The organism is Collinsella sp. CLA-ER-H8, from assembly GCF_040092335.1.
In the GTDB taxonomy this organism is placed as follows: Bacteria; Actinomycetota; Coriobacteriia; order Coriobacteriales; family Coriobacteriaceae; genus Collinsella.
Map to the genome: position 1 here is coordinate 24,972 of NZ_JBBNLU010000016.1, position 26,595 is coordinate 51,566.

22 protein-coding genes and 1 tRNA gene are annotated in these 26,595 nt (G+C 59.2%); 4 read left to right on the forward strand and 19 right to left on the reverse strand.

Annotated features, from left to right (window positions below; all coding sequences use genetic code 11):
• Positions 1-198: 198 nt before the first annotated feature.
• The 14 genes from rbr to AAAX72_RS08820 form a co-directional block, all read right to left on the reverse strand.
• Positions 199-738, reverse strand: coding sequence for a rubrerythrin (gene rbr, locus AAAX72_RS08755; protein WP_006235152.1), 540 nt, complete (start codon positions 736-738; stop codon positions 199-201).
• A 114-nt stretch (positions 739-852) separates the two neighbouring features.
• The gene (locus tag AAAX72_RS08760; RefSeq protein WP_349130025.1) at positions 853-1,758 is read right to left on the reverse strand and encodes an adenine glycosylase; all 906 of its coding nucleotides are present in this window, start codon (positions 1,756-1,758) and stop codon (positions 853-855) included.
• Positions 1,759-1,779: 21 nt separating this feature from the next.
• Complete coding sequence (locus tag AAAX72_RS08765; RefSeq protein WP_022094514.1) at positions 1,780-2,265, reverse strand: Rrf2 family transcriptional regulator; 486 nt, start codon at positions 2,263-2,265, stop codon at positions 1,780-1,782.
• Between the two features lie 359 nt (positions 2,266-2,624).
• Positions 2,625-2,702, reverse strand: a tRNA-Asp gene (locus AAAX72_RS08770).
• Positions 2,703-3,110: 408 nt separating this feature from the next.
• Entirely contained in the window at positions 3,111-3,578 is a 468-nt protein-coding gene (locus AAAX72_RS08775) for a YfcE family phosphodiesterase (RefSeq protein WP_349130026.1), read from the reverse strand.
• Positions 3,579-3,674: 96 nt separating this feature from the next.
• Positions 3,675-4,391, reverse strand: a complete 717-nt coding sequence (locus AAAX72_RS08780; RefSeq protein WP_006235156.1) for a response regulator — start codon at positions 4,389-4,391, stop codon at positions 3,675-3,677.
• Positions 4,392-4,463: 72 nt separating this feature from the next.
• Positions 4,464-5,807, reverse strand: a complete 1,344-nt coding sequence (locus AAAX72_RS08785; protein ID WP_055310084.1) for a histidine kinase — start codon at positions 5,805-5,807, stop codon at positions 4,464-4,466.
• Entirely contained in the window at positions 5,804-6,991 is a 1,188-nt protein-coding gene (locus AAAX72_RS08790; protein ID WP_349130027.1) for a glycosyltransferase, read from the reverse strand. The genes AAAX72_RS08785 and AAAX72_RS08790 overlap by 4 nt, the downstream gene beginning before the upstream one ends.
• Positions 6,992-7,162: 171 nt before the next feature.
• Entirely contained in the window at positions 7,163-8,422 is a 1,260-nt protein-coding gene (locus tag AAAX72_RS08795; protein ID WP_055310082.1) for an MFS transporter, read from the reverse strand.
• A gap of 101 nt (positions 8,423-8,523) precedes the next feature.
• Positions 8,524-9,468 carry a zinc dependent phospholipase C family protein gene (locus AAAX72_RS08800; RefSeq protein WP_349130030.1) on the reverse strand — a complete coding sequence of 315 codons (945 nt, stop codon included), beginning with the start codon at positions 9,466-9,468 and terminating at the stop codon, positions 8,524-8,526.
• 92 nt (positions 9,469-9,560) lie between these two features.
• Positions 9,561-10,295 carry a response regulator gene (locus AAAX72_RS08805; RefSeq protein ID WP_349130032.1) on the reverse strand — a complete coding sequence of 245 codons (735 nt, stop codon included), beginning with the start codon at positions 10,293-10,295 and terminating at the stop codon, positions 9,561-9,563.
• A 38-nt stretch (positions 10,296-10,333) separates the two neighbouring features.
• Positions 10,334-11,725 carry a histidine kinase gene (locus tag AAAX72_RS08810; protein WP_117786915.1) on the reverse strand — a complete coding sequence of 464 codons (1,392 nt, stop codon included), beginning with the start codon at positions 11,723-11,725 and terminating at the stop codon, positions 10,334-10,336.
• A gap of 112 nt (positions 11,726-11,837) precedes the next feature.
• Positions 11,838-13,115 carry an amidohydrolase family protein gene (locus tag AAAX72_RS08815; protein ID WP_117633809.1) on the reverse strand — a complete coding sequence of 426 codons (1,278 nt, stop codon included), beginning with the start codon at positions 13,113-13,115 and terminating at the stop codon, positions 11,838-11,840.
• 131 nt (positions 13,116-13,246) lie between these two features.
• The gene (locus tag AAAX72_RS08820) at positions 13,247-14,698 is read right to left on the reverse strand and encodes an APC family permease (protein WP_117746461.1); all 1,452 of its coding nucleotides are present in this window, start codon (positions 14,696-14,698) and stop codon (positions 13,247-13,249) included.
• A 354-nt stretch (positions 14,699-15,052) separates the two neighbouring features.
• Between AAAX72_RS08820 and AAAX72_RS08825 the strand changes: the two genes are divergently transcribed.
• Entirely contained in the window at positions 15,053-16,054 is a 1,002-nt protein-coding gene (locus AAAX72_RS08825) for a C39 family peptidase (RefSeq protein WP_349130034.1), read from the forward strand.
• Positions 16,055-16,242: 188 nt separating this feature from the next.
• Here AAAX72_RS08825 and arcC read toward each other — a convergent pair whose 3' ends face one another.
• From arcC to AAAX72_RS08840, 3 genes are all read right to left on the reverse strand, one after another.
• The gene (arcC, locus tag AAAX72_RS08830) at positions 16,243-17,205 is read right to left on the reverse strand and encodes a carbamate kinase (protein ID WP_006235166.1); all 963 of its coding nucleotides are present in this window, start codon (positions 17,203-17,205) and stop codon (positions 16,243-16,245) included.
• Between the two features lie 655 nt (positions 17,206-17,860).
• On the reverse strand, positions 17,861-21,400 hold the full coding sequence (nifJ, locus tag AAAX72_RS08835; RefSeq protein ID WP_217107484.1) for a pyruvate:ferredoxin (flavodoxin) oxidoreductase: 3,540 nt from the start codon (positions 21,398-21,400) through the stop codon (positions 17,861-17,863).
• Positions 21,401-21,850: 450 nt separating this feature from the next.
• Positions 21,851-22,324 carry an FHA domain-containing protein gene (locus AAAX72_RS08840; RefSeq protein ID WP_349091927.1) on the reverse strand — a complete coding sequence of 158 codons (474 nt, stop codon included), beginning with the start codon at positions 22,322-22,324 and terminating at the stop codon, positions 21,851-21,853.
• A gap of 516 nt (positions 22,325-22,840) precedes the next feature.
• Between AAAX72_RS08840 and AAAX72_RS08845 the strand changes: the two genes are divergently transcribed.
• The 3 genes from AAAX72_RS08845 to AAAX72_RS08855 all read left to right on the forward strand — a co-directional run bounded on the left by AAAX72_RS08845 (position 22,841) and on the right by AAAX72_RS08855 (position 24,781).
• Positions 22,841-24,199, forward strand: a complete 1,359-nt coding sequence (locus tag AAAX72_RS08845) for an SPASM domain-containing protein (protein WP_082421808.1) — start codon at positions 22,841-22,843, stop codon at positions 24,197-24,199.
• 168 nt (positions 24,200-24,367) lie between these two features.
• A complete protein-coding gene (locus AAAX72_RS08850) occupies positions 24,368-24,571 on the forward strand; it encodes a hypothetical protein (RefSeq protein WP_124785779.1) in 204 nt (67 codons plus the stop codon).
• A 30-nt stretch (positions 24,572-24,601) separates the two neighbouring features.
• A complete protein-coding gene (locus AAAX72_RS08855; RefSeq protein ID WP_147324165.1) occupies positions 24,602-24,781 on the forward strand; it encodes a hypothetical protein in 180 nt (59 codons plus the stop codon).
• 316 nt (positions 24,782-25,097) lie between these two features.
• Here AAAX72_RS08855 and AAAX72_RS08860 read toward each other — a convergent pair whose 3' ends face one another.
• Together AAAX72_RS08860 and AAAX72_RS08865 are read right to left on the reverse strand one after the other, a co-directional pair.
• Positions 25,098-26,003: an IS3 family transposase gene (locus tag AAAX72_RS08860; protein WP_349130036.1), complete on the reverse strand. Its 906-nt coding sequence runs from the start codon at positions 26,001-26,003 to the stop codon at positions 25,098-25,100.
• Positions 25,970-26,443 (reverse strand): helix-turn-helix domain-containing protein, encoded by a 474-nt coding sequence (locus AAAX72_RS08865; protein WP_271739769.1) that lies wholly within the window; start codon positions 26,441-26,443, stop codon positions 25,970-25,972. Before AAAX72_RS08865 ends, AAAX72_RS08860 begins: the two co-directional genes overlap by 34 nt.
• Between the last annotated feature and the right edge of the window lie 152 nt (positions 26,444-26,595).

Here is a 26,595-nt window from a genome sequence, read left to right on the forward strand (position 1 = left end):
CCAATCCCTATACAAAACGTGCCGCCCCTATCGGGGCGGCACACAAACTTCTTATCAGCTTTTCAGTAACGAGCACGCGACGACCCAAAGCGGGCCGGGAGGGCCGGACTACCTTCCCTCAACGCGACCCTGCGAAGCCGTGAGCGAGGAGGGAAGGTAATCCGGCCCTCCCGGCCCAGCTCACGCTAGCGCCACACGCTAGTAGTTCACCACCTGCTCTTCAAAGTACGCCTTGGGGTGGTTACACACCGGGCACACCTCAGGCGCCTCGGCACCAACGTGCAGGTGCCCGCAGTTCAGGCACTTCCACACCTTCACGCCCTCACGCTCAAACACTTCGCCCGACTCGATGCGCTCGACGAGCTTGTTGTAGCGCTCCTCGTGGGCCTTCTCGACGGCGGCGACGCCACGGAACTTCTCGGCGATCTCGGCAAAGCCCTCCTCCTCGGCGGTCTTGGCGAACTCGTCGTACATCGTGGTCCACTCGTAGTTCTCGCCCGCGGCGGCGTCGCGCAGGTTGTCCAGAGTGCCCGGAACGGCGCCGTCGTGCAGATACTTAAACCACAGCTTGGCGTGCTCGGACTCGTTGCCCGCCGTCTCGGCAAAGATATTCGAGATCTGAACGTAGCCATCCTTCTTGGCCTTAGATGCGTAGTAGCGATACTTGGTGTGTGCCTGGGACTCACCGGCGAAAGCGGTCTCGAGGTTCTTCTTGGTTTGGGAATTCTCAAAATCCATAGGTGTACTTCCCTTCAACACGTGCCGCCCATAGGCTTTGAGCGACCTTGTCTTTAGGATGCCCTCAAGCCGCGAATTTAAACCTTACAATCCCGTTCTTCAGATTTGAGCGGGCTACACACTCAACCAACGATCGTCCTCGGCTCGGCAAAAGCCCTCGCGCTCCAGGTCAGCTAGAATGCCCGCGATCAAGTCGCACTCGACCGGCTCGCGACCGGCTGCCGCTTCCATCTCGTTAACGCCCACCACGGCATCAGCAAGCGTAATCCCCGCCGGCTGGCCATCACGCGCTGCCAGCAACATGCGCACGATATGCGCGCGTTTTTGGCGACGCGAGCCCTCGAACTTGGACTGACGGCTATAGCCCGCCGAACGCCTGGACGGATTAGGCAGCGTCTTCTTAAGATACGCGCCATAATCTAGCAGCGCGTAATACCACGCGCGCGGCGTATCGGCATCGTCCTGAGGCACGGCAAAGGGCGTAATCTCGTCGGTCACCGCATCGGGAGCCGCCGGACAGGCCGCCTGAATCAGCGGCACCAGCTCGCGATCGGGAACAGCCGGCACATCGGGAAAGAAATGATGCAGAAAGACCGTGCGCACGTTGGTCTCCAGATACACACCCGGAAGATCAAACGCAAACGACCGGATACCCTGCGCCGTTGCCGGGCCAATACCAGGCAGGGCGACCAGGTCACGCGTCTCACGCGGAAACTCCCCGCCCCAATCCCCTACGACCCGTTGAGCGGCCCCGTGAAGCGCCAGAGCGCGTCGGTTGTAGCCCATGCCCTGCCAAGCGTCCAAAACATCGGAAGGCGCGGCCTGGGCAAGCGCCTGCACAGTCGGAAAACGATCGAGCCACACCGGCATGCGCGCCTCCACACGCGGCACCTGCGTTTGCTGCAGCATGACCTCAGAAAGCCAAATGATGTACGGGTCGCGTGTACGGCGCCACGGAAGGTCGCGATAACGCAGGACCCCTTCCGAACGAATCATCGAACGAAAGGGGTCCTGAATCATGGCTATGCTCCTTATGCGGCGTTATTCCTCCCGGTAAGCGCACGCGCAGGTGGCGTACTCGGGAAACGCTTCGCGGTCGGCGAACTTGGGATCGACGGCTGGGAACTGGCGGTGAGCGACGATGTCGCCGAGCGAAACGGAATCGAGGTAGTCGCGCATCAACGCCTGGGCTCCGGCCCACAGGGGATGATAGCAGCACGCGCCCATGCGCGCACAGTCACCATCGGGCGCGGTGCAATCGTTCATAACCATAGGACCCTGAACGGCCTCGACGACCTGGCGGATAGTGACGTCGTCCGGACTGACCTTGAGACGCATGCCACCGTGGACGCCACGCAGGCTCTCCACAATACCGGCCTGGACCAAACCGTGCTGAATCGAGCGGGCAAACGAATACGGGACATTGACCTCTTCGGCAGCGGTGCGAACAGAAAGCAAACACTCCGGATCCTCGGCAAGCATCGCCAGCATACGAAGGGCGTAATCAGTCTTCCTCGATATGTCCATTTTTCCCCTTTCAAGGAATACGAACAGCTCGAACGAGCTCCGGGGCCGAGCTTGTGTCGAGACGCTAAATGACCGCCAGGACATCCAAATGGTAAATCGGATATCCACTGAGTGCCGCGCTTGGAGCGAAATGCATCAGATGCGGCGCACAGTGCAATTTAGTATAACCTAACCCCCTGTCTCGTAGAACAGGTGTTGCGCAACAAAGCTGTTGTTCAGACAAATATACTTATTAGATTTTACTTGCGTTCCCGAAGGCGCGGGGATTCTGGGCGAAGATGCACCAGGGCGATCGTTCTATCAAAACAAAGTGCATCAAACGCAAAAAGCCACGTCCGAAGACGTGGCTTTAATTGCGTTGGCGGGAAGTACGGGGCTCGAACCCGCGACCTCCGACGTGACAGGCCGGCGCTCTAACCAAACTGAGCTAACTCCCCAGGCAGACGTTCGCGTTTGTTTCCGCTCGCGTGCGCTGCGGGGATTAGTATACACAGAAGTCTGTCCGGCGCGCAACAACTTTTTTGAAAAATTTTTTGGGGCCATCCGGGAGGGCTTCCGGGGCTGAGGGCGGGGGTTAAGTTTGCTGCTCTACAGTCCTGCGCAAGACGGAAAGCACATTAAGTGCTTTCCTTTGCGTGCGGAACTCGCGACAAACTTAACCCCCGCCCTCAGCCCCGGAAGCCCTCCCTGCCGTCACATTATTCAACCAGTTTTGCGGGCGTGCGCCGCTACGCGGCTAGCCCGCGCGCTCCTCGGCGGGGTTGGTCTGATTGTTTTTGTTGAAGCTCTGCCTTTGGCTCAAATGGAAACGGGAGACGCATCTGCATCCCCCGCTTTTGTTGTGGTTACTCTAGGTCAATAAATTTAGTGCTTAGGATCTTGCCGTCTTTTACTAGCATTCTGGCCATGGTGGGGCCTCGGGTGCCTCTGGGGTAGCTGGCGCTGCCCGGGTTGAGGACTAAGCAACGGCCCACTTGGGCTTCTTTGGTTACGTGAGTGTGGCCGTTGATGGCTACGTCTGCGGATCCCACCGGAAGGTCTTCGCGGTAGTGGGCTACGGCGAATTTGAGGCCTTCGTAGGTAAAGAGCGCAAGACGGTCTACATCGGGACCGTAGTCGCGGTAGTAATCGTTGTTGCCCAGTACGGCCCGCACGGGGGCGATGGTGCATAGGTGCTCGTAGTCCATCTCTGACGTGAGGTCGCCGGCGTGGATAATCAGATCCGCGCCCTCAAGCTCGTCCAGGAGCGCAGGCGATAAATAGCCGTGGGTGTCCGAGATGATGTCGATGCGCTTGGCGCTTGCACTGTTCATGGGATCCCTTCCGCAAAAAAACGATTCGGCAGATACATACAAAAAGGCCCCACGGCTCCGCAGACGATGGGTCTACAGGGCTGCGGGGCCAGTGTGCTAGAGACTCAGAGCCTTCTTGAGCGGCACGACGCGGCGGCGCGAAACCGGCACGCGTTCGTCGACGCCCGTAATGCCCAGCTGGATGGCGCCCGAGGGCACCGTCTCGACGTCCGTGACGCACGCCAAGTTGACGATATAGCGACGGTGAACACGGAAGAAGCCAAAGTCGCAGAGCTTGGCCTCAAACTGCGCCAGCGAGGTCGTCGACAAAAAGCGATCATCGACGGTATAGATGCAGGAGTAATCGTCCTTAGCCATGATAAAGCGAATGTCGTCCACGGGAATGAGCACCTTGCGGCCGCCCTTTTCCACCGGGATACGCTCGATGGTCACCTTGCTGTCCGTAACCGGCTTGGCGCGTTGCATGACCTTCTCGATCGCGCGATCCAAGCGAGCTTCTTCGACCGGCTTCATCAGATAATCGACGGCATCCACGTCGAATGCCTCGACCGCATGGTCACTATACGCAGTCACAAACACGATCGCCGGCGGATTTTTGAGCTTATGCAGCGCCTCGGCAAGTTGCAGGCCCGAGGCACCGGGCATCGAGATATCGAGAAACACGACATCCACGCGACTTTCCATAAGCATCTCGATGGCGGAGCGGACGCTCGACGCCTCCGTGATCGTGCCGATCTTGCCCGTTTGCTCGAGCAGGAAGCGAAGCTCCGAGCGAGCCGGCGCCTCATCATCCACAATCATCGCACGCAGCATAGGGATAAAACCTTTCGTCAACTAACTACGCCGGGCATCCGTCGCATGACGTTGAACCCGTAGCCTTTTATTTTACTCTTGAATGTCAAAGATGCTCTCTGACAAATCAAGATGAAGGAGCACTTTGGTGCCCTTGCCCGGCGCCGATTCGACACGCGTATAGGAGTGCGGCCCATAAAAGCGATGGATGCGCTCCGAAATATTGTGCATGGCCACACCGGCGCCGCCACCCTGGGGAGAGCTGGCGTCGGGACGGGCAGAGCGCTCGTCAAACAGTCTGGCGGCGGTACCCTCATCCATGCCCACGCCATTATCGGCCACGGCAATCAAGATTGCATCCTCGCCGTCTTGGTGAACGGTCACGTCGATCCTCAGGGCGTCGTCATCGCCCATACCATGACGTACGGCGTTCTCGACAATCGGCTGGATCACGAACGCCGGCACCAGCGTATCTTCCACGTCCTCGGACACATCGAACGTCGCAAGCACGCGGTCCTCGCCAAAGCGGGCCTTCTCAAAGGTAAGGTAGCGCTTGGTCTGTGCAACCTCGCGCGAGACCGGAATAAGCGATCCCGAGTTGTCGAGCGTGGCACGATAGAACGATGAGAACTCACGAAGCAGTTCGCGGGCCCGCAGCGGGTCGGTGCGCGTAAACGATGCAATGGTGTTCAGCGTGTTGAACAGGAAGTGCGGGTTAATCTGCGCCTGCAGCGCACGCACCTCGGCGCGCGCTGTGAGTTCCTTTTGCACCTCGAGCTCGTGGATGGCGAGCTGCGTGGACAAGATCTCGGCAAAGCCCGAGGCAAGCGCGTACTGGGTACGGTCGACGGCGCGCGGGGTCTTGTAGTAGAACTTGAGCGTGCCGACGGTACGATCGCCCACCTTGATGGGGGCGATAATGCCGGCGGGGACTTGGTTGTGCGAGCCATCCGAGCCCACGACATCCACCATACGGTTGAACGACTGCACGATGCCATGTTCGATAACGTAGCGTGTGGCAAGCGTGTGGATGGGAGAATCTGGCAGTAGTTTTTCCTCAAACTCGCCCGCGCAGGCCAACACGTTGCCCTCGTCGGTGATGGCCACCGTCATGGCGCGCGTCTCGGGCAAAATGCGCCGGCACACCAAACGCGCCGACTCCTGCGTCAGACCGCCCTTAATGTCCTCGAGCATGGCCGAGGCCACCGAGAGCGTCTCCTCGGTGTACTGGGAGCGCACCGAATCGGGATTGAGCGTCAAAAAGATAAAGATGCACAGAAAGATGCACAGCAGCGCGCAGGCAATCACCGTGGCGATCGGCTCGATACCGGTCACCAAGGCAAAAATAAAGTACACCAGCACGCAAATGGCGCAGGCAACGGCAATGATGCGAAAGATTGATATTGAACTATCGCGCTGGGCGCGGCGGTCGATCATTCGGCCCCCTCCAGGATACTGATCAGTTGTGCGTCACGCCAAAGCCCGTCCATGATCTTGGGCCAAAAGCTCTGGAAACGCAGGTAGCTTGCAGCGTTTTGGCGCGCATAGGCCTTTGCCTCGCCGATACCATGGCGCCAAATGCGCAGGTAGCCCTCATGCTCGCGGGTAAACACGCTGCGGACCATAGCGGTCTTGCGCACGCGGTCGTCGAGCTCGCGCGAAATCCACGGGCCCGGGTAGGGCATGAGCGATGCCGCCGTAACGGGAATGAGCTCCTTTTGATGCGCGGCGAATGTCAACTTGGCCCGTTCGTAGTACCAACGGTATACATCCTGCATAAAGCGCGGTGAGCGTTTTTCGGACTCCGGGGGCAGATGGCGCACGATCCACTCGCTATCGAACCACACGTCGTAGCCAAACATGCGCATGTTAAAGAGGTAATCCAAGTCCTCGCCGCGGGTGATAAACGGGTCAAAGGCTACACGCGTAAAGGCGCGGGCGTGCAGGGCCATCAGGCCGCCGCACACGTAGTTGGAGCGCGAGATGCGGGTGCCCGAGAGCGCCTTTTTCATCCAACGGTTGAACTCGATGCGCTTGGTCCACCAACGATGGCAGATGCCCGCCTTGTCCGTGGGAGCCAGCGGCGAGCCGTCGCGATCGTAGAAATAGCCGCTCTTGACCAAGATCGGCAAGCCCTGACGCGTCTGCTGCCCCAACGCATAGGTCGCGCGCTTCATAAAGTCGGCGTCGATGACAGTCTCATCGTCATCCAAAAAGATAACCGCGTCATGCCCCAGCACAGCGGCACAGGCTAACCCCATGTTGCGGATGGCACCGTAGCCTCGCAGGCTCACGCACTCGCCCGAACCCTTGGGCGCGATCTGAGCAACCCGGTCTGCGATGCGCGAGGCCTGGGTGTTGGTGACAACGGTGACCTTGAGCGTGGGATGCGCGTCGACAATCTCGCGCACACGCAGCGACACATCGGCTGTGGCAGAAACGGGACAAACCACCAAAAGGATGATGCGCGGGATGTCACGTACCTGCTCAAGCGAGGCCAGGCAGCGGTCGAGTTCGGGATTGTCGGCGTTGAGTCGCGTCGAATGGTCATAGGTGCCAGGGGCGTTTGCGCAAGCGTCATCGCCCGCCCAATACGTTGGAATCACGACCGTGGCGTTCATGCCTTACCCTCCCTGCAACACAAAAACGGGACGCCGCCAAACACAGGCGACGCCCCGCGACCTAGCTGATTCCATCATACCCACTTGGGCAAATCATTGCTCGCAAGTCGCAATGTTTATTGCGGATAACCCCAAAAGAGTACCGTGGACAGGCACAATAGCCGCTCGCTCCTATGCGGCATGCTCTGCCGCCCGAGTCATGCGGGACAGGCGGACCAGCAGCATAAAGCCAACGATCAGCAGCACACCAATGGAAAGGACGCCCAGCGACGGGTTGCCGGTCAGCGAGGTGACGACCGACACTAGGAAAGTGCCCATGACGCTTGCATAGCGACCGAAGATGTCAAAGAAGCCGTAGTACTCGTTGGACTTTTCCTTGGGGATAATGCGGCCAAAGTAGCTACGGCTAAGCGCCTGCACGCCGCCCTGGAACAGGCCGACCATAATGGCAAGCACCCAGAATTCAAAGGCGGTCTTTAGGAAGAACGCGGCGAACAGCACAATGCCCATGTAGGCGGCGACCGCCACCAGGATCATGTTGAGCGTGCCCACGCGTCCGGCGAGCTTGCCGTAGATGATGGCAGACGGAAAGGCCACGAACTGCGTAACGAGCAGCGCCAGCACCAGCTGCGTCGAATCGATGCCCAAAGCCGAGCCGTAGCTGGTAGCCATGGAAATGACCGTGTGGACGCCATCGATATAGAAGAAGAACGCGATCATGTAGACCAGCACGGTCTTGTTGTGGGCGATCTCGCGCATGGTGTGTCCGACCTCGGAGAACACACCGCCCACGATGTGGCCGATGGTGTCCTCGGGACCGCGCTCGCGACCGTACTTTTGCTTATAGGTGCGAATGAGCGGCAGGGTAAAGATGAGCCACCAGGCACCGGTGATGATAAACGACAGACGCGTTGCCAGCATGGTGGGGACGCCAAGAGCGGGGCCGCCCATGATGAGCGCCAGGCAGATGATGAACGGCACGGTGGAACCGATGTAGCCCCAGGCATAGCCCGAGCTGGACACGGCGTCCATGCGCTCGTCGGTGGTAATGTCGGGCAGCATGGCGTCGTAGAACGTCATAGAAGAGTTAAGGCCGATGGTGCACAGCACGTACACGGTCAAAAATGCCATGGCGGACATTGGGATAGCCTGCGCCAGGCAAAGCACCAGGCCCGTGAGGAAGAAGCCCAAGAAGAACTTGATCTTGTTGCCGGCGTAGTCGGCAAGCGCGCCCAGAATGGGCATGAGCATGGCGATGACCAGCGAGGCAATCGTCTGCGCATTGCCCCAGGCGACCACCAGGTCGGCCGAAGAAGCGCCGGTATTGATGGCGTTAAAGTAAATGGGCACCACCGAGGTATTGAGCAGCACGAGGGCCGAATTGCCCACATCATACATAACCCAGTTACGCTCGAGCTTGGTGTATTTCATGGACAGGGACCCTTCGTATTCGCCCGATATGCAGTTAGTTCATCGTACCCCAATTGTCCAGAACCGCCGGTAAGGATTCGGCAAAGGGGCACGCACGGGCCCTATTCCTCGCGGTCGAACTCCTCATCGGCATTGAGCACGCGACCGCTGTAGTTGACGTGACTGGTCACGGCATCCATGTCACCGGTCTCGATAAAACGTGCGACCGTGCACTCGTAATCGACCAGCGCGCGATCAAAGACCTCGGGGAAACTCTCGTTCGAGACCTCGTCGGTAAAGGGATTCTTCCATGTCAGATGGCCCAGGTTACCGGTGCGCTCGGGCAGCTCCGTCGTCACGCGATGGGCAAGGCCGTCGAGCAGCGAGTAGTCGTGCACCAAGCCCTCAACCAGCGAGATCGCGCGCGTCTTTGCGGAGCCGGCCGGCTCAATCGCGCGGTAAAGTCGCTGCATATTGGCAACGGCAGCACCGTACTCCCCCGCCGGAATGTCAATGCCGTACACGCGTCCGGCAACATAGCTCATCAGCACGCCGGCCACGCGATTGATGCGATCGGTAGTGACGATCTCGCCCGCCGGCGGGTAATCGTCGACCGTAGCGCCATCGCGTTTAAGCTGCAGCATCAGTACATCCAGGTCGCTCTCGATCACGGCATGGACCTGACTGCTCGAATCCTCAAGCTCTGAATCGGACTCCACGATGCCAAACTGCTGCTCATAGACAAAAGGATGGGCGTTGCGGTCGAGCACGTAATGAGACAGCAGGCCCAGCGCAAAGGCGCGACCCAAGCTGGCGTCGCGCGGCAGCAGATGCGACACGCCGTCGCGCAGGCACGCGAACTGGCGAGACACGCGCGACCGATGCATGACCTGCGCCAGCAGCGTGCAGTCGGAAACACGCGGTGTCAGAATGTGAAAGAAAAACGGGTCGGGGCCTTGGTTGCCCAAGATAAAGGCAATGCGCTCTTCATCGGACGTGATGACGCCCTGCGGAAGACGGTCGATGCTTTCCTCGCCAAACAGATGATGGGTGATAAGCGCGGGCATAATGATCCTTTCGATTTCATTCGATGCCACCCATTATGCCCACCGCGCGCCCATGCCAAACCTGCGATGGTAAACGACGGCACGCAGACCGTCTACGCAAGCCCCAAGTGTGCTTTAACCTCGGCAGCGCGACGGCGGGACACGGGCACCGTCGAGGTTACGCGATCGAGCCTGAGCTCCATAAGACCCGTGGAACCGATCTCGACATTGTGCACGTCTTCCAAATTGACCAGATAGCTGCGATGAACGCGAATAAAGCCCTCGGAGACCAAGCGACGCTCGAGCGAAGAGATCGACTCATTGATCAGGTACGTTCCCTCGGCGCAGATGGCGTTGCAAAAATCGGCGCGCGCCTCAAAGTAGCAGACGTCTGCGGCGGGAATGAACACCTTTTTGCCCCCGCGGTCCACCGTCAGACGCAAAGGCTGGCGCGGAGCGTGGATAACACGACGGACACCCAAGGCTGCCTCGATCTTGTCGAGTGCCTTTGACAGGCGTGCGTCCTCGACCGGCTTGACGACATAATCGACGGCATCGAGGTTATAGGCATCAGCCGCATACTCGGCAAACGCCGTCACAAACACAACCACCGGCGGCGTCTTTAGGTTCTGCAGCGTCTCGGCAAGCTCAATTCCCGAGCGACCGGGCATGGTAATGTCTAAAAACAACACGTCGGGCTTGTTCGACAGAATCGACTCCACGGCTTCGGTGACATTGCCCGCCTCGGCAATCTGACCCGCACGCGCATCCTTTTCCAACAGATAGCGTAGCTCAGCCCTAATGGGAGGTTCGTCATCAACCACCAAGATGTTCCAGCCTTCGGACATATGTGCTTCCCCTCTTTTTCTCTCAATCCAACCGCGTGCTACGCCGTCAACGGCGCGGGCTCATGCGGCTCGCCGTTCAGCTCGACGATGACCTGCGTTCCCACGCCCTCCTGGGACTTCACGCGCATGCCGGAATCTTCTCCGTAAAAGAAATGGATGCGCTGAAGCACGTTGAAGAGCGCCAGGCCGCAACCTCGCTTGACGGAGCCGTCGGCGGTAATGCTCTCGGGCTCCTCCAGGCGATGCTGCTCAAACAGATGCGCGCAGACTTCTTCGCTCATACCGATGCCGTCGTCCTCGACGATGATCTCCAAACCGTCATCGGTCTCGAAAGCCCTAACATGAATAGAAAGCGGCTCGGTCTCGCGCTGCGCGTGCTTGATGCAGTTTTCGAGCAACGGCTGCAAGATAAACGGCGGCACCATGCAATCGCGCACCTCAAAGTCGATATCGACCGAGACGCGCAGACGGCCGTCGCCATAACGAGCCTGCATAAGGTTGATATAGCGAGTGCCCTGTTCCACCTCGTGCTCGAGCGTTGTGAGGGTATCGGAATCAGAGAGCGTCTGACGGTAGTAATTGGAAAAGTCGATCAGCAGCGATCGCGCCTTGTCGGGCTCGGTTCGAACGAGCGACACGATCGTGCTAATGGTATTGAATAGAAAATGAGGATCGACCTGCGATTGCAAGGCGCGCAGCTCCACGCGGGCCGTAAGCTCGTCCTGGCGCTCGAGCTCAAAGCTCGCAAGCTGCGTGGAAATGAGGTCGGCAAAGCCCGAGGCAAGCGCCGTCTGGCGCATATCGATGCTGCTCAGACGGGGATAATACAGCTCGAGCGTGCCCACGCAATGCCCGCGCACGGTAAGCGGTGCGACAATACCGGCGCGCAGGCGCGGAAAGTAGCCACCCGTCTCGGTCGAGGCATCGCGCGAGAACACGCTTTGCTCACCGCTGTTGATCACGTTGAGCGTAGTCCGCAGTACCACCGGGGTGCCCGCGGGGCATTTTGCCGAGTCCTCGCCCCAGCTCGCCAGCACCTGCTTGCCGTCGGTAAAGCAGATGGCAGAGGCGATAGTTTCGGACAGGATGATCTTAGAGGCGCCCAGGGCAGCTTCGGGCGTAAGGCCGCGCGACGTGTAGGCGAATATTTTTGAAGCGATGGCGAGCGTGCGGTCGGTTGCGCTCGATGTGAGGTCGTCGGGAACGACAAAGACGTACGAGAAGAAGAAGCACAGCATGACCAAGCCGGCAATGACGACAACGGCCGGAACGGGATTGGGATTATCGGTTAGATCCCAGATGAGCAGCAGGATAAGCAGCGGAACGACAATACCGAGCAAGATGGCTTGAACCACATGCTGAGCGGTACGAAAGACCTTGGTAGAGTTGTAGCTCTTGCCCAGAATCAGCCTATTGAGATCCACCGTCATCTCCTTCTTACTGACGCACCCCATAGCAATAAAGAGGGCCGCAAGCGACCCTCTCCATTGCATTATGCAATCAAATACTGTGTTTTACATCAAGCCATCGATGAACGGTAGCTTAGGCGCTGTACTTGTTTGCCTCGCCGAAGGTGCCGGCCTCGACAATCCAGCCGTCCTTCATGATGACGTCCATGTTGTCGGTGTTGAGCACGTGGATGTCGGCGGCGACGTCACCGTTGACGACCAGCAGGTCGGCGCACTTGCCGGCCTCGATGGAACCGGTCTCGTCCTCGATGTGGCACATCTTGGCACCGTTGAGGGTGGCACAGGTGATGGTCTCGACCGGGGTGAAGCCGATCTTGTCGACGAACTCGTACATCTCCTCAATGGAGCAGGTGCCGTACGGGGTGACGAAGGAGAAGGAGTCGGAGCCGATCGTCATGACGACGCCGCGCTTCTTGGCCTCGCGCAGGCAGTCGTAGTTGCGCTGCAGCTCCTTCTCGACCAGAGTGCCCTCGTACTTGTCGTGCAGCTCGGGAACGTAGACGGGCGGATAGGTGGCGTACCAGGTGGGCAGGAAGGCGATCGTCGGAGTGAAGAAGGTGCCCTGCTCGGCCATGAGGTCCATGGTGCGCTCATCGATATCGAAGCCGTGAATCAGCTGCTCGCAGCCAAAGCGAACGGAATCGTAGGCAGCGGCGTGGTTGTTGTAGCAGTGGCTCCACACGGGGATGCCGACCATCTTTGCCTCTTCGACCACGGCCTGAATCTCCTCGGAGCAGTAGTGCTGGTCGCGGCCGGAGTCCCAGCGCCAGATGCCGCCACCGGTAGCCCAGATCTTGATGGCATCGGGGTTCTCGCGCAGGCGACGACGGACGGCCTTGCGCAGATCCCAAGGACCGTCGACCTGATCGCCCCAGGGGTGCGATTCCTTGTTGAGCTCCTGGCTGCAGTGGTGCGAGTCGCCGTGGCCGGCAACGCGGCAGAAGCCAAGGCCGGTGGCCAGAACGCGCGGGCCCTTGAAGACGCCCTTGTCGATGCAGTCACGGATCTGGATACCAAAGCGGCCGATCTCGCAGACGGTGGTGAGGCCGTGGGTGAGGCAGTCGTAGGCCTGCTTGACGGCGACGGCCTGCTTCTCGAGGAGCGGCTGCATGACCCAGTCGGTGTCATCATCGGTCAAGTTGCCCGAGAAGTGCAGGTGGGTGTCGATCAGGCCGGGAAGGACGGTCTTGCCGGCGGCGTCGATGACCTCAACGCCCTCGGGAAGGTCCTGCATGGCGCCGGCGTACTCGATCTTGCCGTTGTCGTCGACGAGAACGAGGGAGTTCTCGACCGGCTCGGCACCGGTACCGTCGATGAGCTTGCCGCCAACGATTGCATACTTAGTGGACATGGTTCCTCCTTATGGATCCATATAGTGGGCGAGGCCGTGTTGGGTTAAGGCCTCACAAAGCTACCCAAGTGGCGCCGGGTTCGGTGCGCGGAAGAGAGGGTCCCGCGCACCTGATCCGCCCCGGCTCGGCGTTACTTTTTGCGGGAATTGGTGAAGGCCATGAGAGCCAGGCCGACGGCCAGCCAGCCGATCACGATGCTCCACTCCACCATGTTGAGAGAGGCGGGAGAGAACGGAATCACGAGCAGGCCGATGATGATAGCGCAGGCAGCGATAGCGAGGCCGATGCCAAACTTGCCGCCGGGCACCTCGTAGGGACGAGGTAGGTCAGGCTCGGTGAAGCGCATGCGCAGGCAAGCGAGGGCGACCATGCCGCAGGAGAAGATGAAGGCGAGAGCCGACACGTTGGTCAGAGGGATGAGCATGTTCTTGCCCAGGAACGGACCGACGACGGTGATGACACCCAGGACGACGCAGGCGAGCTTGGGGGCGCCGGACTTGGGGTCGACCTCGGCGAACTGCTCGGGCAGCTGGCCCTTGCGGCCCATGGCGAGCATGATGCGGCTCGTGGCGCCGTAGAAGGAGTTCATCGGGCCCATGGGTCCAAGCGTGGCGATGACGAGCATGGCCAGGTACAGGAGCATGTTGATGCCCTTGAGGCAGGCGAGCGCGGGAACCGGACTCTTAACGAACTCATGCCAGTCGAGGATGGTGCCAAACGAGTAGATACAGACCATGTAGAAGCCGCCGGCGGCCAGCAGTGCCAGGGAGATGATCTTGCCGAACTTGTTCCAGTTGAGGCCCTCGGCTGCTTCCTCAGCCTGCTGAGGAATGGTGTCGAAGCCGGCGTAGAAGAACGGGGTCAGTACCAGGACCGACACGATGCCGGCGAACAGGCTGGTGCTCTCGGTAGCGGCCTTGCCGCCGCCAGCGCCGGTGACCTGGGAGAACACGGGCATGGCGTTGTCCGGCGAGCCGGTGAACAGCGAGACGCCCATGGCGAGCAGCATGCCGCAGAGCAGGGCCTTGGTCAGGAAGGCCTGGAGCTTGGCAGCCGAGCTGGCGCCGCGGAAGTTGAGGAAGATGACGTAGACTGCAAAGCCGAGCGCGATCAGCGTCGGAAACAGGTAAACGTCGGCGCCCAGGATGGTGTAGAGCTTGACGGCGCGCAGCCACTCAAGACCGGGCAGGCTACCGAACATCTCGGACACGAGGGTCGAGATGGCGATGGCCTCCCACGGGCACAGGATGCCGTTGCCCAGGGCCAAAAGCCATCCGGTGATGTAGCTCAGCGTACGGCCAAAGCTACGATCGACATACTCGACGATGCCGCCCGAGATGGGGATAGCAGCCGTGAGCTCACCGAAAACAGCTCCGACGGGCACGAGGAAGATTGCACCCAAGAGGAATGCGATCATAGCGGGAACGGGACCGCCGCCCACGACCATCCAGTCGCCGACCTGCAGAACCCAACCGGTACCGATGATGGCACCGAAGCCGATGGTGAAGAAGTTCCAGAGCGAAAGCGTTTTCTTCATGCCGCCGTTATCCTCGACTGCAACTTCTGCGTTCTTGTCCGCCATTGTTCCCCTCCTTTCCTGTTTGACGCCCTTGGCGTCACCCCTTGCGCGGTCCGTTTTGCCGCGCGCTTTTATTCCATGGCTTTAAGATACGGCCTTGGCGCAGCAGCGCCGCTCGCAGCTCGACCGAAGGCAGAATTGCAAAACGAGCGGCACCGTTTTTGGGACGAACGGCGGGAGACGTCATTCGTCTTGGACGCTTTCATCTTGTCTGCTTTTGAATACCTGTTGCCGTGACGCTTGGCGCGCGGCGCGGCAACGTTCATACCATTTGTCAGGCTTTTGGCGCACATACCCATGTGTCGTGCATCTTTTTATGTAGGATAGACAAGTTACACATGAGGCAAGGTGATTCGAATGGCATACGGATACAATGACGGCGACCAACGGCCACAAAGCGTGCGCCTTGCCGGCCGCACCACGCCAACGCCCAGAAGCACCTCCGACAACGACAGCCCGCAGCGCCCCCAAGAGCAGCCCGGGGCTTCTTCGCGGCAACAAAGCCGTACCGTGCAGCAGTCAGACCGCGTGAGTACGAGCACACGCCAACGTCAGACCGACACATCGCAGCCACGCCGCTACGATCGCCGTAAGACCGACTACTACGTCAAGCGCTCCTTTTCGCGACCTCAACGCGATCGCGGCAATTCCGCCCCTCACCCCGCGTCGCACACCACAAGCCACGCACTTCCGGCCCGCCGCCTACGCCTTGCGCTTTGCTCCATCGCCGCCTGCCTCGTCTTTGTGTTTTTGGGATCCTGTATCTCCCACGGATCAGCCGGTCTTGAGCCCACTGCCGAGGACAAGCTGCTTAAAGCTCCCGTCGCGCCCGGTTACTCCTTTGCGTTCTCGACCCCACGCTCGCAATGGCAGGCCGGCGCCATGCCCCATATCTACCAAATTGACCCCGCATGGTCGGAGCTGCCCTATGCCGGCGGCACTATTCGCGAAAACGCTTGCGGTCCCACTTGCCTCACCATGGTCTATATCTTTAAGACCGGCCACACCGATAAGACGCCGGTCGATATATGCGCACTGGCCGAAGCCGGCAACTACGCCCCCACCGGTGCCACCGAGTGGTCGTTTATGACAGGCGGTGCGTGGCAGCTGGGGCTCAACGGAACACAGCTCTATAACGATCGCGAATCGATTACCCAAGCACTTCGCTCGGGTGCGCCCGTCATCGCCGCAGTGCGCCCCGGTACGTTTACCAACGTAGGCCACTACATCGTGCTCTACGGCATCGACGACGCCAACCAGATTGGCGTCTACGACCCCAACTCGGCCAGCCGCAGCGCCCGCCGCTGGGGCGTCGTAGAGGTCCTCAACGAAGTCGAAGCCATGTGGGCCTACTACTAGTCATTGGGGACAGACTTAAATGAGTGGTCATTGGGGACGCTCTTGTTTGACTAGTCATTTAAGAACGTCCCCAATGACTAGGTGAATAGCAAAAGCCCCGCAGTCGGAGCGGACTACGGGGCTCATGAAGAGAGGCTAGTTTGTGGGCGCTTTGCCTGGCGCCCACGAGAGAGGCAACAGAGTAGAGACTACTCGTGGATGCGGGTACCGGAGAGGCCGGCCATGGTCTCGGCGGCCTTGTCCAGAGCGCCGATGATGCAGGTGCGGCCCTTGCGGGAACGGGCGAACTTGATGGCAGCGCGGACCTTGGGCTCCATGGAACCCTTGCCGAACTGGCCCTCGTCGGCCAGGCGCTCGGCCTCGTCGGCGGTGAGGTCCTCGAGCTCCTCCTGGTTGGGCTTGCCAAAGTTGATGGCGACATGCTCAACGGCGGTCAGCAGGAACAGGACGTCGGCGTCGCAGTCCTCGGCCAGCAGCTCGCCGCCCAGGTCCTTGTCGATGACGGCGGGAACGCCCTTGTAGCAGCCCTTGTTCTCGTAGTCGCGGACGACGGGGATGCCGCCGCCGCCGCAGGCGATGACGATGAACTCGTTGTCGAGCAGGTTGAGGATGGAGTCGGCCTCGACGATCTTCTTGGGATCGGGGGAAGCGACGACGCGACGCCAGCCGCGGCCGGAATCCTCGACGAAGACCTTGGAGGGATCCTCGGCCATGAACTCCTTGGCCTGCTCCTCGGTGTAGAAGGGGCCGATCGGCTTGGTCGGGTTCTTGAACGCGGGATCATCCGGGTCGCACTCGATCTGGGTGACGACGGTGGCGGCGTGCCAACGCTTATAGCGCTTGTGCATCTCGCGGCCGATGCCCTGCTGCAGGTGATAACCAATGTAGCCCTGGGACATGGCGCCGCACTCGGGCAGCGGCATCTCGGGGGTACCGATGGCATCGTGGGCAGCGGCGAAGGCGTTCTGGATCATGCCGACCTGCGGGCCGTTGCCGTGGGTGATGATGATCTCGTTGCCCTGCTCGATGAGGCCGAGGAGGGCATGGGCGGTGTTGCTCACGGCCTCGATCTGCTCGACGGGGTTGTTGCCGAGGGCGTTGCCGCCAAGGGCGACGACAATACGATCGGGCTTGCCAAGAGGCTTAGACATTGCTGGAATCCTTTCTGTAAAAGGCCTACAACCCATTAATAACCCGCGTCCGTGCGATACGCGAGTTTATTAAGGTTTATATTCTCTTTATCGCTCATTTTATTCATTTTGAAAATAGCGGAACGGTGAACGGTCGTTTTTATCCGCTCAGCGTACAGAACACCAGCTCAGACATATCTACGCCATTTACGTGCAACTTTATTTAAATGCAGCGAGGATTATGTCGGATTATGCAAACTACATCTCTGCTAAACACAAAACGGACAGCGCAATATCTTACTCGCACTATACGAGATTCTATGCACATATAAGTCGAGTATGCACCCCTGCAAAAACAAGGGGCTTTTCATCCAACAAAAGGAATAAAGAAGAGCTCCGAAAAAGCGGCAACGGCCAAGTCCCCCATCCATCCCCAAAGTGGCGCGAGGTTTCGCGGCAAAGCCGCGAAACAGCGAAGTGGACGGAATACCCGACCATCTACGTCCTTCATCCGCCCACACAATCCAAGGACGTAGTCGTAGCAGGATCTGAGGGCTGACCTTTGCGGACGCTCCGCAGGACGAAAGAACCCCCGCCGCACGTAGTGCGCAGCGGGGGTTCTTTCATGTCCGAGGACGTCCGCGAAGGTCGGCCCTCAGATCCTGCGGTGGGAGACCTAGGCCTCGTTGTACACCGTCTTGAGCTTCAGCAGGTGAGCGTAGCGGTCCATAGCGGCCTGCTCGTTCTCCTTGAAGAGCTCCTCGGCGCGCTCGGGGAAGGAACGCGTCAGCGAAGCGTAACGGGCCTCGTTCATCAGGAACTCCTGATAACCGCCCGCGGGCTCCTTGGAATCGAGCGAGAACTTCTTGCCGGCAGCAGCCTCGGGGTTGAAGCGGAAGAGGTTCCAGTAACCGCACTCGACAGCCTTCTTCATCTCGGCCTGGCAGTTCTGCATGCCACCCTTCTTGATGGAGTGCATCTCGCAGGGGCTGTAGCCGATGATGAGGGACGGACCGTCGTAGGCCTCGGCCTCGTGGATGGCCTTGAGGGTCTGAGCCGGGTTGGCGCCCATGGCGACCTGCGCCACGTAGACGTAGCCGTAGCTCATGGCAATCTCGGCCAGGGACTTCTTCTTGGTCACCTTACCGGCAGCGGCGAACTGAGCAACCTGGCCCAGGTTCGAGGCCTTGGAGGCCTGACCACCGGTGTTGGAGTAAACCTCGGTGTCGAAGACGAAGACGTTGACGTTGTGGCCGGAAGCCAGGACGTGATCCAGGCCACCGAAGCCGATGTCGTAGGCCCAACCGTCGCCGCCGAAGATCCAGAAGGACTTCTTGGTGAGGTAAGCCTTGTCGGCGAGGATCGCCTTGGAAGCGTCGCAGCCGCACTTCTCGAGCTCGGCAACGTAGGCAGCGGCAGCGGTCTTGGAAGCCTCGGCGTCGTTGACGGAGTCGATCCAAGCCTGGCCGGCAGCCTTGAGCTCATCGGACGGACCATCGGCAGCGATGATGTCCTGGGTAGCAGCGATCAGCTTGTGCTGGACGGCCTCGTAACCGACGGCCATGCCCAGACCGTGCTCGGCATTGTCCTCGAACAGGGAGTTGTTCCACGCCGGGCCGTGACCGTCCTTGTCCTTGCAGTAAGGAGCGGTGGCAGCGGGGTTGCCCCAAATGGAGGAGCAGCCGGTGGCGTTGGAAATGAACATGCGGTCGCCGGCGACCTGGGTCACCAGACGTGCATAGGCGGTCTCGGCGCAGCCGGCGCAGGAGCCGGAGAACTCCAGGTAGGGCTGCTTAAACTGGCTGCCCTTGACGTTGGCCGCGATGAGCTCCTTCTTCTCGGAGACGTTCTCGACCATGTAGTCCCAAACGGGCTGCTGGTCCATCTCCTGCTCGGTGGGAACCATCTCGAGGGCGCCCTTGGGGCAAACCTTGACGCAGTTGGTGCAGCCCATGCAGTCGAGCGGGGACACGGCCATGGTGAACTTCATGCCCTTGGCCTTGGGGCCCATGGCGTCGAGCGTGCGGGTAGCCTCGGGCGCGGCGGCAGCCTCGTCCTCGGTCATCGCGAACGGACGGATGGTGGCATGCGGGCACACGTAGGCGCACTGGTTGCACTGGATGCACTTGGTCTCGTCCCAATGGGGAACGACCACGGCGACGCCGCGCTTCTCGTATGCGGAGGCGCCCAGCTCAAACTGGCCGTCGGCGCAACCGACGAAGGCGGAAACGGGCAGGCTGTCGCCATCCATGCGATCGATGGGCTCGAGCAGGTTCTTGACCTGCTGGGCGATAGCGGACTTGGTCTCCTCGGAGAGCTCGACGGGAGCGGCATCCTCGGCAGTTGCCCAGTCGGCCGGAACCTCGAACTTACGGAAGGCGGTAGCGCCGGCATCGATGGCCTTGTGGTTGGCGTCGACGATGGCCTGGCCCTTCTTCATGTAGGACTTGGTAGCCGCGTCCTTCATGTACTGCAGGGCGTCCTCGGCGGGCAGGACCTTGGCCAGCGCGAAGAAGGCGGACTGGAGCACCGTGTTGGTGCGCTTGCCCATGCCGACCTTGGCCGCCAGGTCGATAGCGTCGATCAGGTAGACGTTGACGTTGTTGTTCGCGATGTAGCGCTTGGCCACGGCGGGCATGTGCTCGGCGAACTCCTCGTCGCTCCACTGGCAGTTGACCAGGAAGGTGCCGCCCGGCTTGACGTCGCGGACCATCTTGAAGCCCTTAACGATGTAGCTGGGGTTATGGCAAGCGACAAAATCGGCCTTGGTCACGTAGTACGGCGAACGGATCGGGGAATCACCAAAGCGCAGGTGCGAGACGGTGACGCCGCCGGTCTTCTTGGAATCGTACTGGAAGTAGGCCTGGACGTACTTGTCGGTGTGGTCGCCGATGATCTTGATCGAGTTCTTGTTGGCGCCGACGGTACCGTCGCCACCCAGACCCCAGAACTTGCACTCGATGGTGCCGGGGGCTGCGGTGTTGGGCGCATCCTCGACCTCGGGCAGGCTCAGGTTGGTCACGTCATCGACAATGCCGATGGTGAACTCGCGCTTGGGCTCGTCCTTCTTGAGCTCCTCGAAGACAGCGAACGCGGACGCGGGAGGCGTGTCCTTGCTGCCCAGGCCATAACGGCCGCCGACGACCTTGATGCCCGTCTTGCCGGCCTCGTAGAGAGCGGAGACGACGTCCTGGTAGAGCGGCTCGCCGATGGAACCCGGCTCCTTGGTGCGGTCCATGACGGCGATCTTCTGGACGGTCTCGGGGAGAACGTCGACGAAGTGCTTGATGGAGAACGGACGGAACAGACGGACCTTGACCAGGCCGACCTTCTCGCCGTGAGCGTTGAGGTAGTCGATGACTTCCTCGAGCACGTCGCAGAAGGAGCCCATGCACACGACGACGCGGTCGGCATCGGGAGCGCCGTAGTAGTTGAACAGGCCGTAATCGGTGCCGAGCTTCTCGTTGATCTTCTTCATGTAGCCCTCGACGACGGCGGGAAGCTCGTCGTAGACCTTGTTGCAGGCCTCGCGGTTCTGGAAGAAGATGTCGCCGTTCTCGTGGCTACCGCGGGTATGCGGGTGCTCAGGGTTGAGCGCGTGATCGCGGAAAGCCTGGACGGCGTCCATGTCGCACATCTCGGCCAGATCCTTGTAGTCCCACATGGCGACCTTCTGGATCTCGTGGCTGGTGCGGAAGCCGTCGAAGAAGTTAAGGAACGGGGTCTTGCCCTCGATGGCGGCAAGGTGAGCCACCGGCGAGAGGTCCATGACCTCCTGGACGTTGCCCTCGGCGAGCATGGCGAAACCGGTCTGGCGGCAGGCCATGACGTCGGAGTGATCACCAAAGATGTTCAGGGCGTGCGAAGCGACGCAACGCGCGGAGACGTGGAAGACGCCCGGGAGCTGCTCGCCCGCGATCTTGTACATGTTCGGGATCATCAGGAGCAGACCCTGAGAAGCCGTGTAGGTGGTGGTCAGAGCACCGGCGCCCAGCGAACCGTGAACGGTACCGGCTGCACCTGCCTCGGACTCCATCTCGACGACCTTGACCGGGGTGCCGAAGATGTTCTTGCGACCCTGGGCCGCCCACTGGTCGACATGGTCGGCCATCGGGCTGGACGGCGTAATGGGATAGATTCCCGCTACCTCGGTGTACGCATACGAAACATATGCGGCCGCCTCGTTGCCGTCCATAGACTTAAACTTACGCGCCATATACCCCTCTCCTCTCATATAGGTATACAGGCCCCGGCGATCGCCGGGATGTTGGCGTGATGGGATTTACGCTGTTGCTTCCAATCATCTGGCAGGCAGGCTCAGCAGCAGGTACATGGCGTGGAGAGAAGACATGCCGAGGCGAGGGGCAGCTGATGCGCCCTACAGGCCCGACCGCCCGTCTTGCACATGACCGAGCGCCGCAAAGGCCGCATGCCGGATGCTCCCGGGCACGCCCCGGCGATGGGAAGCGCCCGCAACGGAAATCCGCATGCGGGTTTATTGTACCCCGCCTTCAAGTGTAATTTCGGCAAATATAGGCGGGCGGTAAAGGTTTACCTTGGGTGACTGCCAAGGGCCAAAATGGCCTCTCCATCCCCAGGCTACCGGCTCTGGCGCGCCAAGGAGTGTCCCCAGCCGGCAGAGAAAAGGAACGTCCCTATCCGCCGGCTAGAGAGCACCGAAGAGAATGGCGTAGGTAGTGGATTCGCCGAGCTTGAGCTCGTCGCCGGGATTGAGTTGGGCGGAACGGCCGGGCTCGACCTGAATGCAGACGCGCGTGGCCCCGTTTACCACCACGGTTCCGTTGGTGGACGACAAGTCCTCGACGTGCCAGATATTTTGAGCATCGCACCAGATATGGGCATGGCGGGCCGAGACGTCGTCGGTGATGCCGCCCTCCCCCGTTGCCAGCGCGCCGATCTCAACGCCTTCCTCACTCGGCTGAATCCAGCGCGGGACGCTCACCACGTAGCCGTTTTGCACGCACAGCAGTCCCAGCGGATGCGCCGGCGCGACCTCGTGCTCGCCCGCGACCGAAGATGTGCTCAGCGAGCGCGGCGTCGACGTGTCGCCGCCACGGGTCGCATGAGCGCGGCGGCTCGCCCGACTTGGAACTAAGGCGGGCGTGAGAGCAAACGGCATAGGGAACGAATCTTGCGGATGTACTCCTCGACGTCAGGCAGGTAAGCCCCACGAAGTCACCGGGGAGGCCCAAGCGGCCCGGCACCACTTCCAGATTCTGACCAGGGCGAGTCGTTCGCCGGTGGCTGAAGGCTCGCTCCCACCCAAAAGGGGAGATTCGCGTTGTTCCCCAATCGCTCTCGCATCTTTCATTTTGCTCGAGGTGGGCTATAAAAACTTTCCTGGTGAAAGGCGGCGATTGGTTTCCTTTCTTTCTAGAGGAGCGCGCCTGTAATCTGTTTTCATCCTAAATCAAGTTAAGATCGGACCTTCCAGAGGCAAGTCGACTCAAACTGCGAGGCTCCATGTTGGAATAAAGAGCGCTGTCGAAGTGCCAACAACACAAAGCTTGCCAGTCTCAAATAGAACCTTTTGGGAGTCCGATTGGGCCGCACACCGAATCCCCGCTGGTAGTTTTTTATAGCTGCGCAACAATAAACAAGGTTAGTGCCAGTCCAGCATGAAATTGAGGAACGTATGCATTTTTTCTCAGTAAGTGATCGTCGTTACTGCTTCGATGAGGTCACTCGCAATTGCTTTCAGGTTGACCAAGCATCAGAAGATGCGCTTCGCATATTTGAAGCATCAGGAAGAACGGTCAACTCGAAGTTGCTAACAAAGTCACTTGCTGCGAAAGGCTACGACCAAACGACCATAGCAGAACTTGAAGACGACATTGATGAGTATCAACGATTGTCTGAGCGGACTTTCTTAACAAAAGACACGCCTCGAAAACTTAGATCCATCGAACTCCACGTTTCACATGCATGCAACCTTGGTTGTAGTTACTGTTTTGCCGGTAAAGGAGATTATGGAACGTCTCCTCTGCTGATGACAGACGAGATAGCCTTCAAGGCGGTCGACTACCTCGTCGCAAGTTCATCGGAAAACGAAACGCTTGCGATCGTCTTTTTTGGTGGGGAACCCATGATTAACGAGCCGCTGATATGGAAAACGGTCGACTATTCAAAAAGAATATACCCCAATAGAAACTTTACCTATTCTATTACGACCAACGGAACGCTTTTGAATGACACTGCTGTGAATTCTTTCAAGGAGCACGGGTTTTCTGTTCTGATTAGTCTCGATGGTACAGGATGCAAGCACGATGCATCGCGCCCGTACAAGACGGGAGGCGGCTCTTTCTCCGATATCGACAAAAACGTTCGTCGTTTTTCCGAGTCGTTCCCCTTCGGCGCAAGAGCGACCTTAACAAATAATAACTGTAACCTTGTTGAAGACTATCTTCAGTTTAAAGAGATGGGCTTCAGAAGGATTTACTTCTCGCCCGTGAGCTCATTCGATGAGAATATCAAACTCGACGAACACTCATTAAACAAAATCAGGGCGGGCCTAATAGATTTGGCGGATCAATATCTCAAACAGATTGATCAAGGGGAAAAGCCCTTGTTTAGAACATTGAAAACTGCAGTTGATTTGATTATGAGCAACAGGATCGCCTTTGTCGGATGCGGGGCTGGCAGGCGTTTTATTTCCGTGACTCCCGAAGGGGACGTATACCCCTGTCACAGGTTTGTCGGGATGATGCGATTCAAAATGGGCAACATCGTCACCGGAATTGACGAAACTAGGTATATTGAAAACTGGAGTCAGGGTGTCGAAAAAAGAATTGACTGTACGGACTGTTGGGCTCGGTCTTTCTGTGGTGGGGGCTGTAGCTGGGAGGCTGCAGACGAGCACGGCTACTTGCCCAAGAGTCTACACCCTGCATCATGTGAATATAGAAAAATGTGCTACGAGATGGCTTTTGACCTTATTTCCCGCCACTCATCTTCGCAGGAGAAAAATCAACGAGAAGCTACTGTATCGGAATAAGCGGTTCAGCGCATTGCTTTCACCATTGTGGAGGTGTTCGTTCTTCTGATTACCGTCTGCGAAGCTTATTGCTACGTTCGCCGAAACCATTCTAGAAATATGGTGAACTAGACATCTTGGTTTGTTATACACAATATTGAGGTTTTCTGCACTCAAAGGGAGGTAGTCGTGAAGCATATTCATCCGATTAATCCAGGAAGTGGCGACGAGGCAGGCGTGAAGCCGATGTCTTTTGACTGCCTCTTGGGCATTACTGACATCTGTACTGTTTATGATAAAGCAGATGGCTGTGGTGCATACGATTACTGCGACTATGACATGGATGGCGGCAGCATCTGCGTTGTAGATCACTGTGGCATTGATCAAACGTAGTCTCTAATTGGATTAAGGTGAGGAGCTGTTATGAAGCATATCCATCCTGTTGGTTCAAATGAACATCCTCCCGTTGAGCCTTGTTGTCTTGGAGTTGATATATGCAATTTTTACGACATCGCCGAGTGCCCTGTTGCGGATTGGTGCTATGTCGATAAAGAATCAAGCTGTGTTTTGCCAGCAGATTGGTGCGATCCAGTTGACGAGTAGTTTTGTGGCTAGGAACTATTTGGTCCAAATCAGAATAAGATGGGAACAAATACCAAAATCTCGTGTCTGGGAGGAGTTATGCCATTATTGCAAGGTCTCGTCGGATTAGCCTTTATACTTGCGTTATATCTGGCACCTTTTTTAATTCTATTCTTCATTATCCGACTCTTTCTTCGGAGAAAATAGGAGTGTCACGCAAACATTAGCGTAGCTTTCTTCCAATATGAGCCGAGCATTGGCAAGTGGAATAAGAAGCCCGACCGTTCGCCACATGAAAGTGAACTGCGTCCCAAATCTTGGACGCCCTAAATAGCGACTAGGCCGCGAGAGCCTGATTCCGGTACTCCTCCGGGGTCAGGCCCTTCAATCTTACCTGCCTCCGGCTCGTGTTCCAGTGGACTATGTATTCCTCCAGGTCGCGTTTGAAATCCTCGAACGTCTTCCACTCGCGGCCCCTGTAGAACTCGTCCTTGACGTGGCCGAAGAGCTGCTCGGTGGCGGCATTGTCGATGCAGTTCGCCTTCCTGGACATGCTCTGGACGATACCGGCGGCCTCGAGCCTGGATGTGTATGAGGCGTGCTGGTACTGCCAGCCCCGGTCCGAGTGCATGGTCGGGGCGGCGCCCTCGGGGATCTTGGACAGCAGCTCGTCGAGCATCCTCACCTGCTGGGACATGTCGGGCGTGGTCGATATGTCGCTCGCCACGATCTCCTTGGTGCAGAAGTCCGGCGTCGGGGCCCAGTAGGCCTTGCCGCCAGCCACCTTGAACTCGGTGACGTCCGTCCCCAGCTTCTGCCACGGGGCCCCGGCGTCGAAATCCCTCGCGATCACGTTCTCGAACGTCCTGCCGACGACGCCCTTGTACGAGTTGTACCTGTGGTAGGCCGTCTCGCGTCTGATGCCGCAGCGAATCCCCATCTCGCGCATCATCTTGAGCACGGTCTTGTTGGCTATCACGGCCCCCTCTTCCGCCCTGAGGCACATCGCTATCTGCCGGTGCCCGCAGCCGTTGGCGGTGCGCGAGAAGATCTCGGCGGCCGCCTCCCGGAGCTCGGCGCGCGTGGGCCTCGGCGGGTGCACGAGGGCGTAGTAGTAGGTCGACCGCTTGAGCTCGGCGCATGCGAGCAGGTGCCCGAGCGCGTGCCCCTCGGCGCGCAGGGCCGCGACCGCTTCGGCCTTCGCCCTGGTCAGAGCCCGTCCCTCTCGACCAGGGCGCGTAATTTTTTTAGGTAGGCCACCTCGGCCTCGAGCCTACGGCACCGCTCCTCGAGCTCCTCCTCGCGGGTCCGCGGCCTCGCCCTGGAACCGCTCGGCCGGCCCTTGGGCCTCGGGCGCAGGGCCTCCGCGCCGCCCTCGCGGTATAGCGCGCACCACTTCTTGAGCGGCGACATCGACATTATGCCGAACGCCGCCATCGCCTCGGTCTTCGTCATGCCGCCGTCGACGACGGCGGAGGCGGCGGCGACCTTCTGCTCGTATGTGTACCTGCCCTGCTTTCCGTCCATGCGCAGCAGCACCTCGCTCCCGAATGCGCGGTATATCTCCTGCCATCTTCTCACGGCTTCCGCGGGAAGCGAAAGGGCAATCGCGGCAGATTTATACCCGTGTCCGAGCTCGAAGAGCCCTATGGCCGCCTTCCTGGCCTCGACATCATGCTTCACCCTCAAATCAACGCGCATGAAGAAAGTGGAGTGGGAAGGATAAACTGGACTTTCTTTTAAGGATCCTCAAGCGTATTGCCGCTCGTATTCCACTGGAGACATGTAGCCCAGGGTGGAATGCATGCGCACCCTATTGTAATAGAGCTCTATGT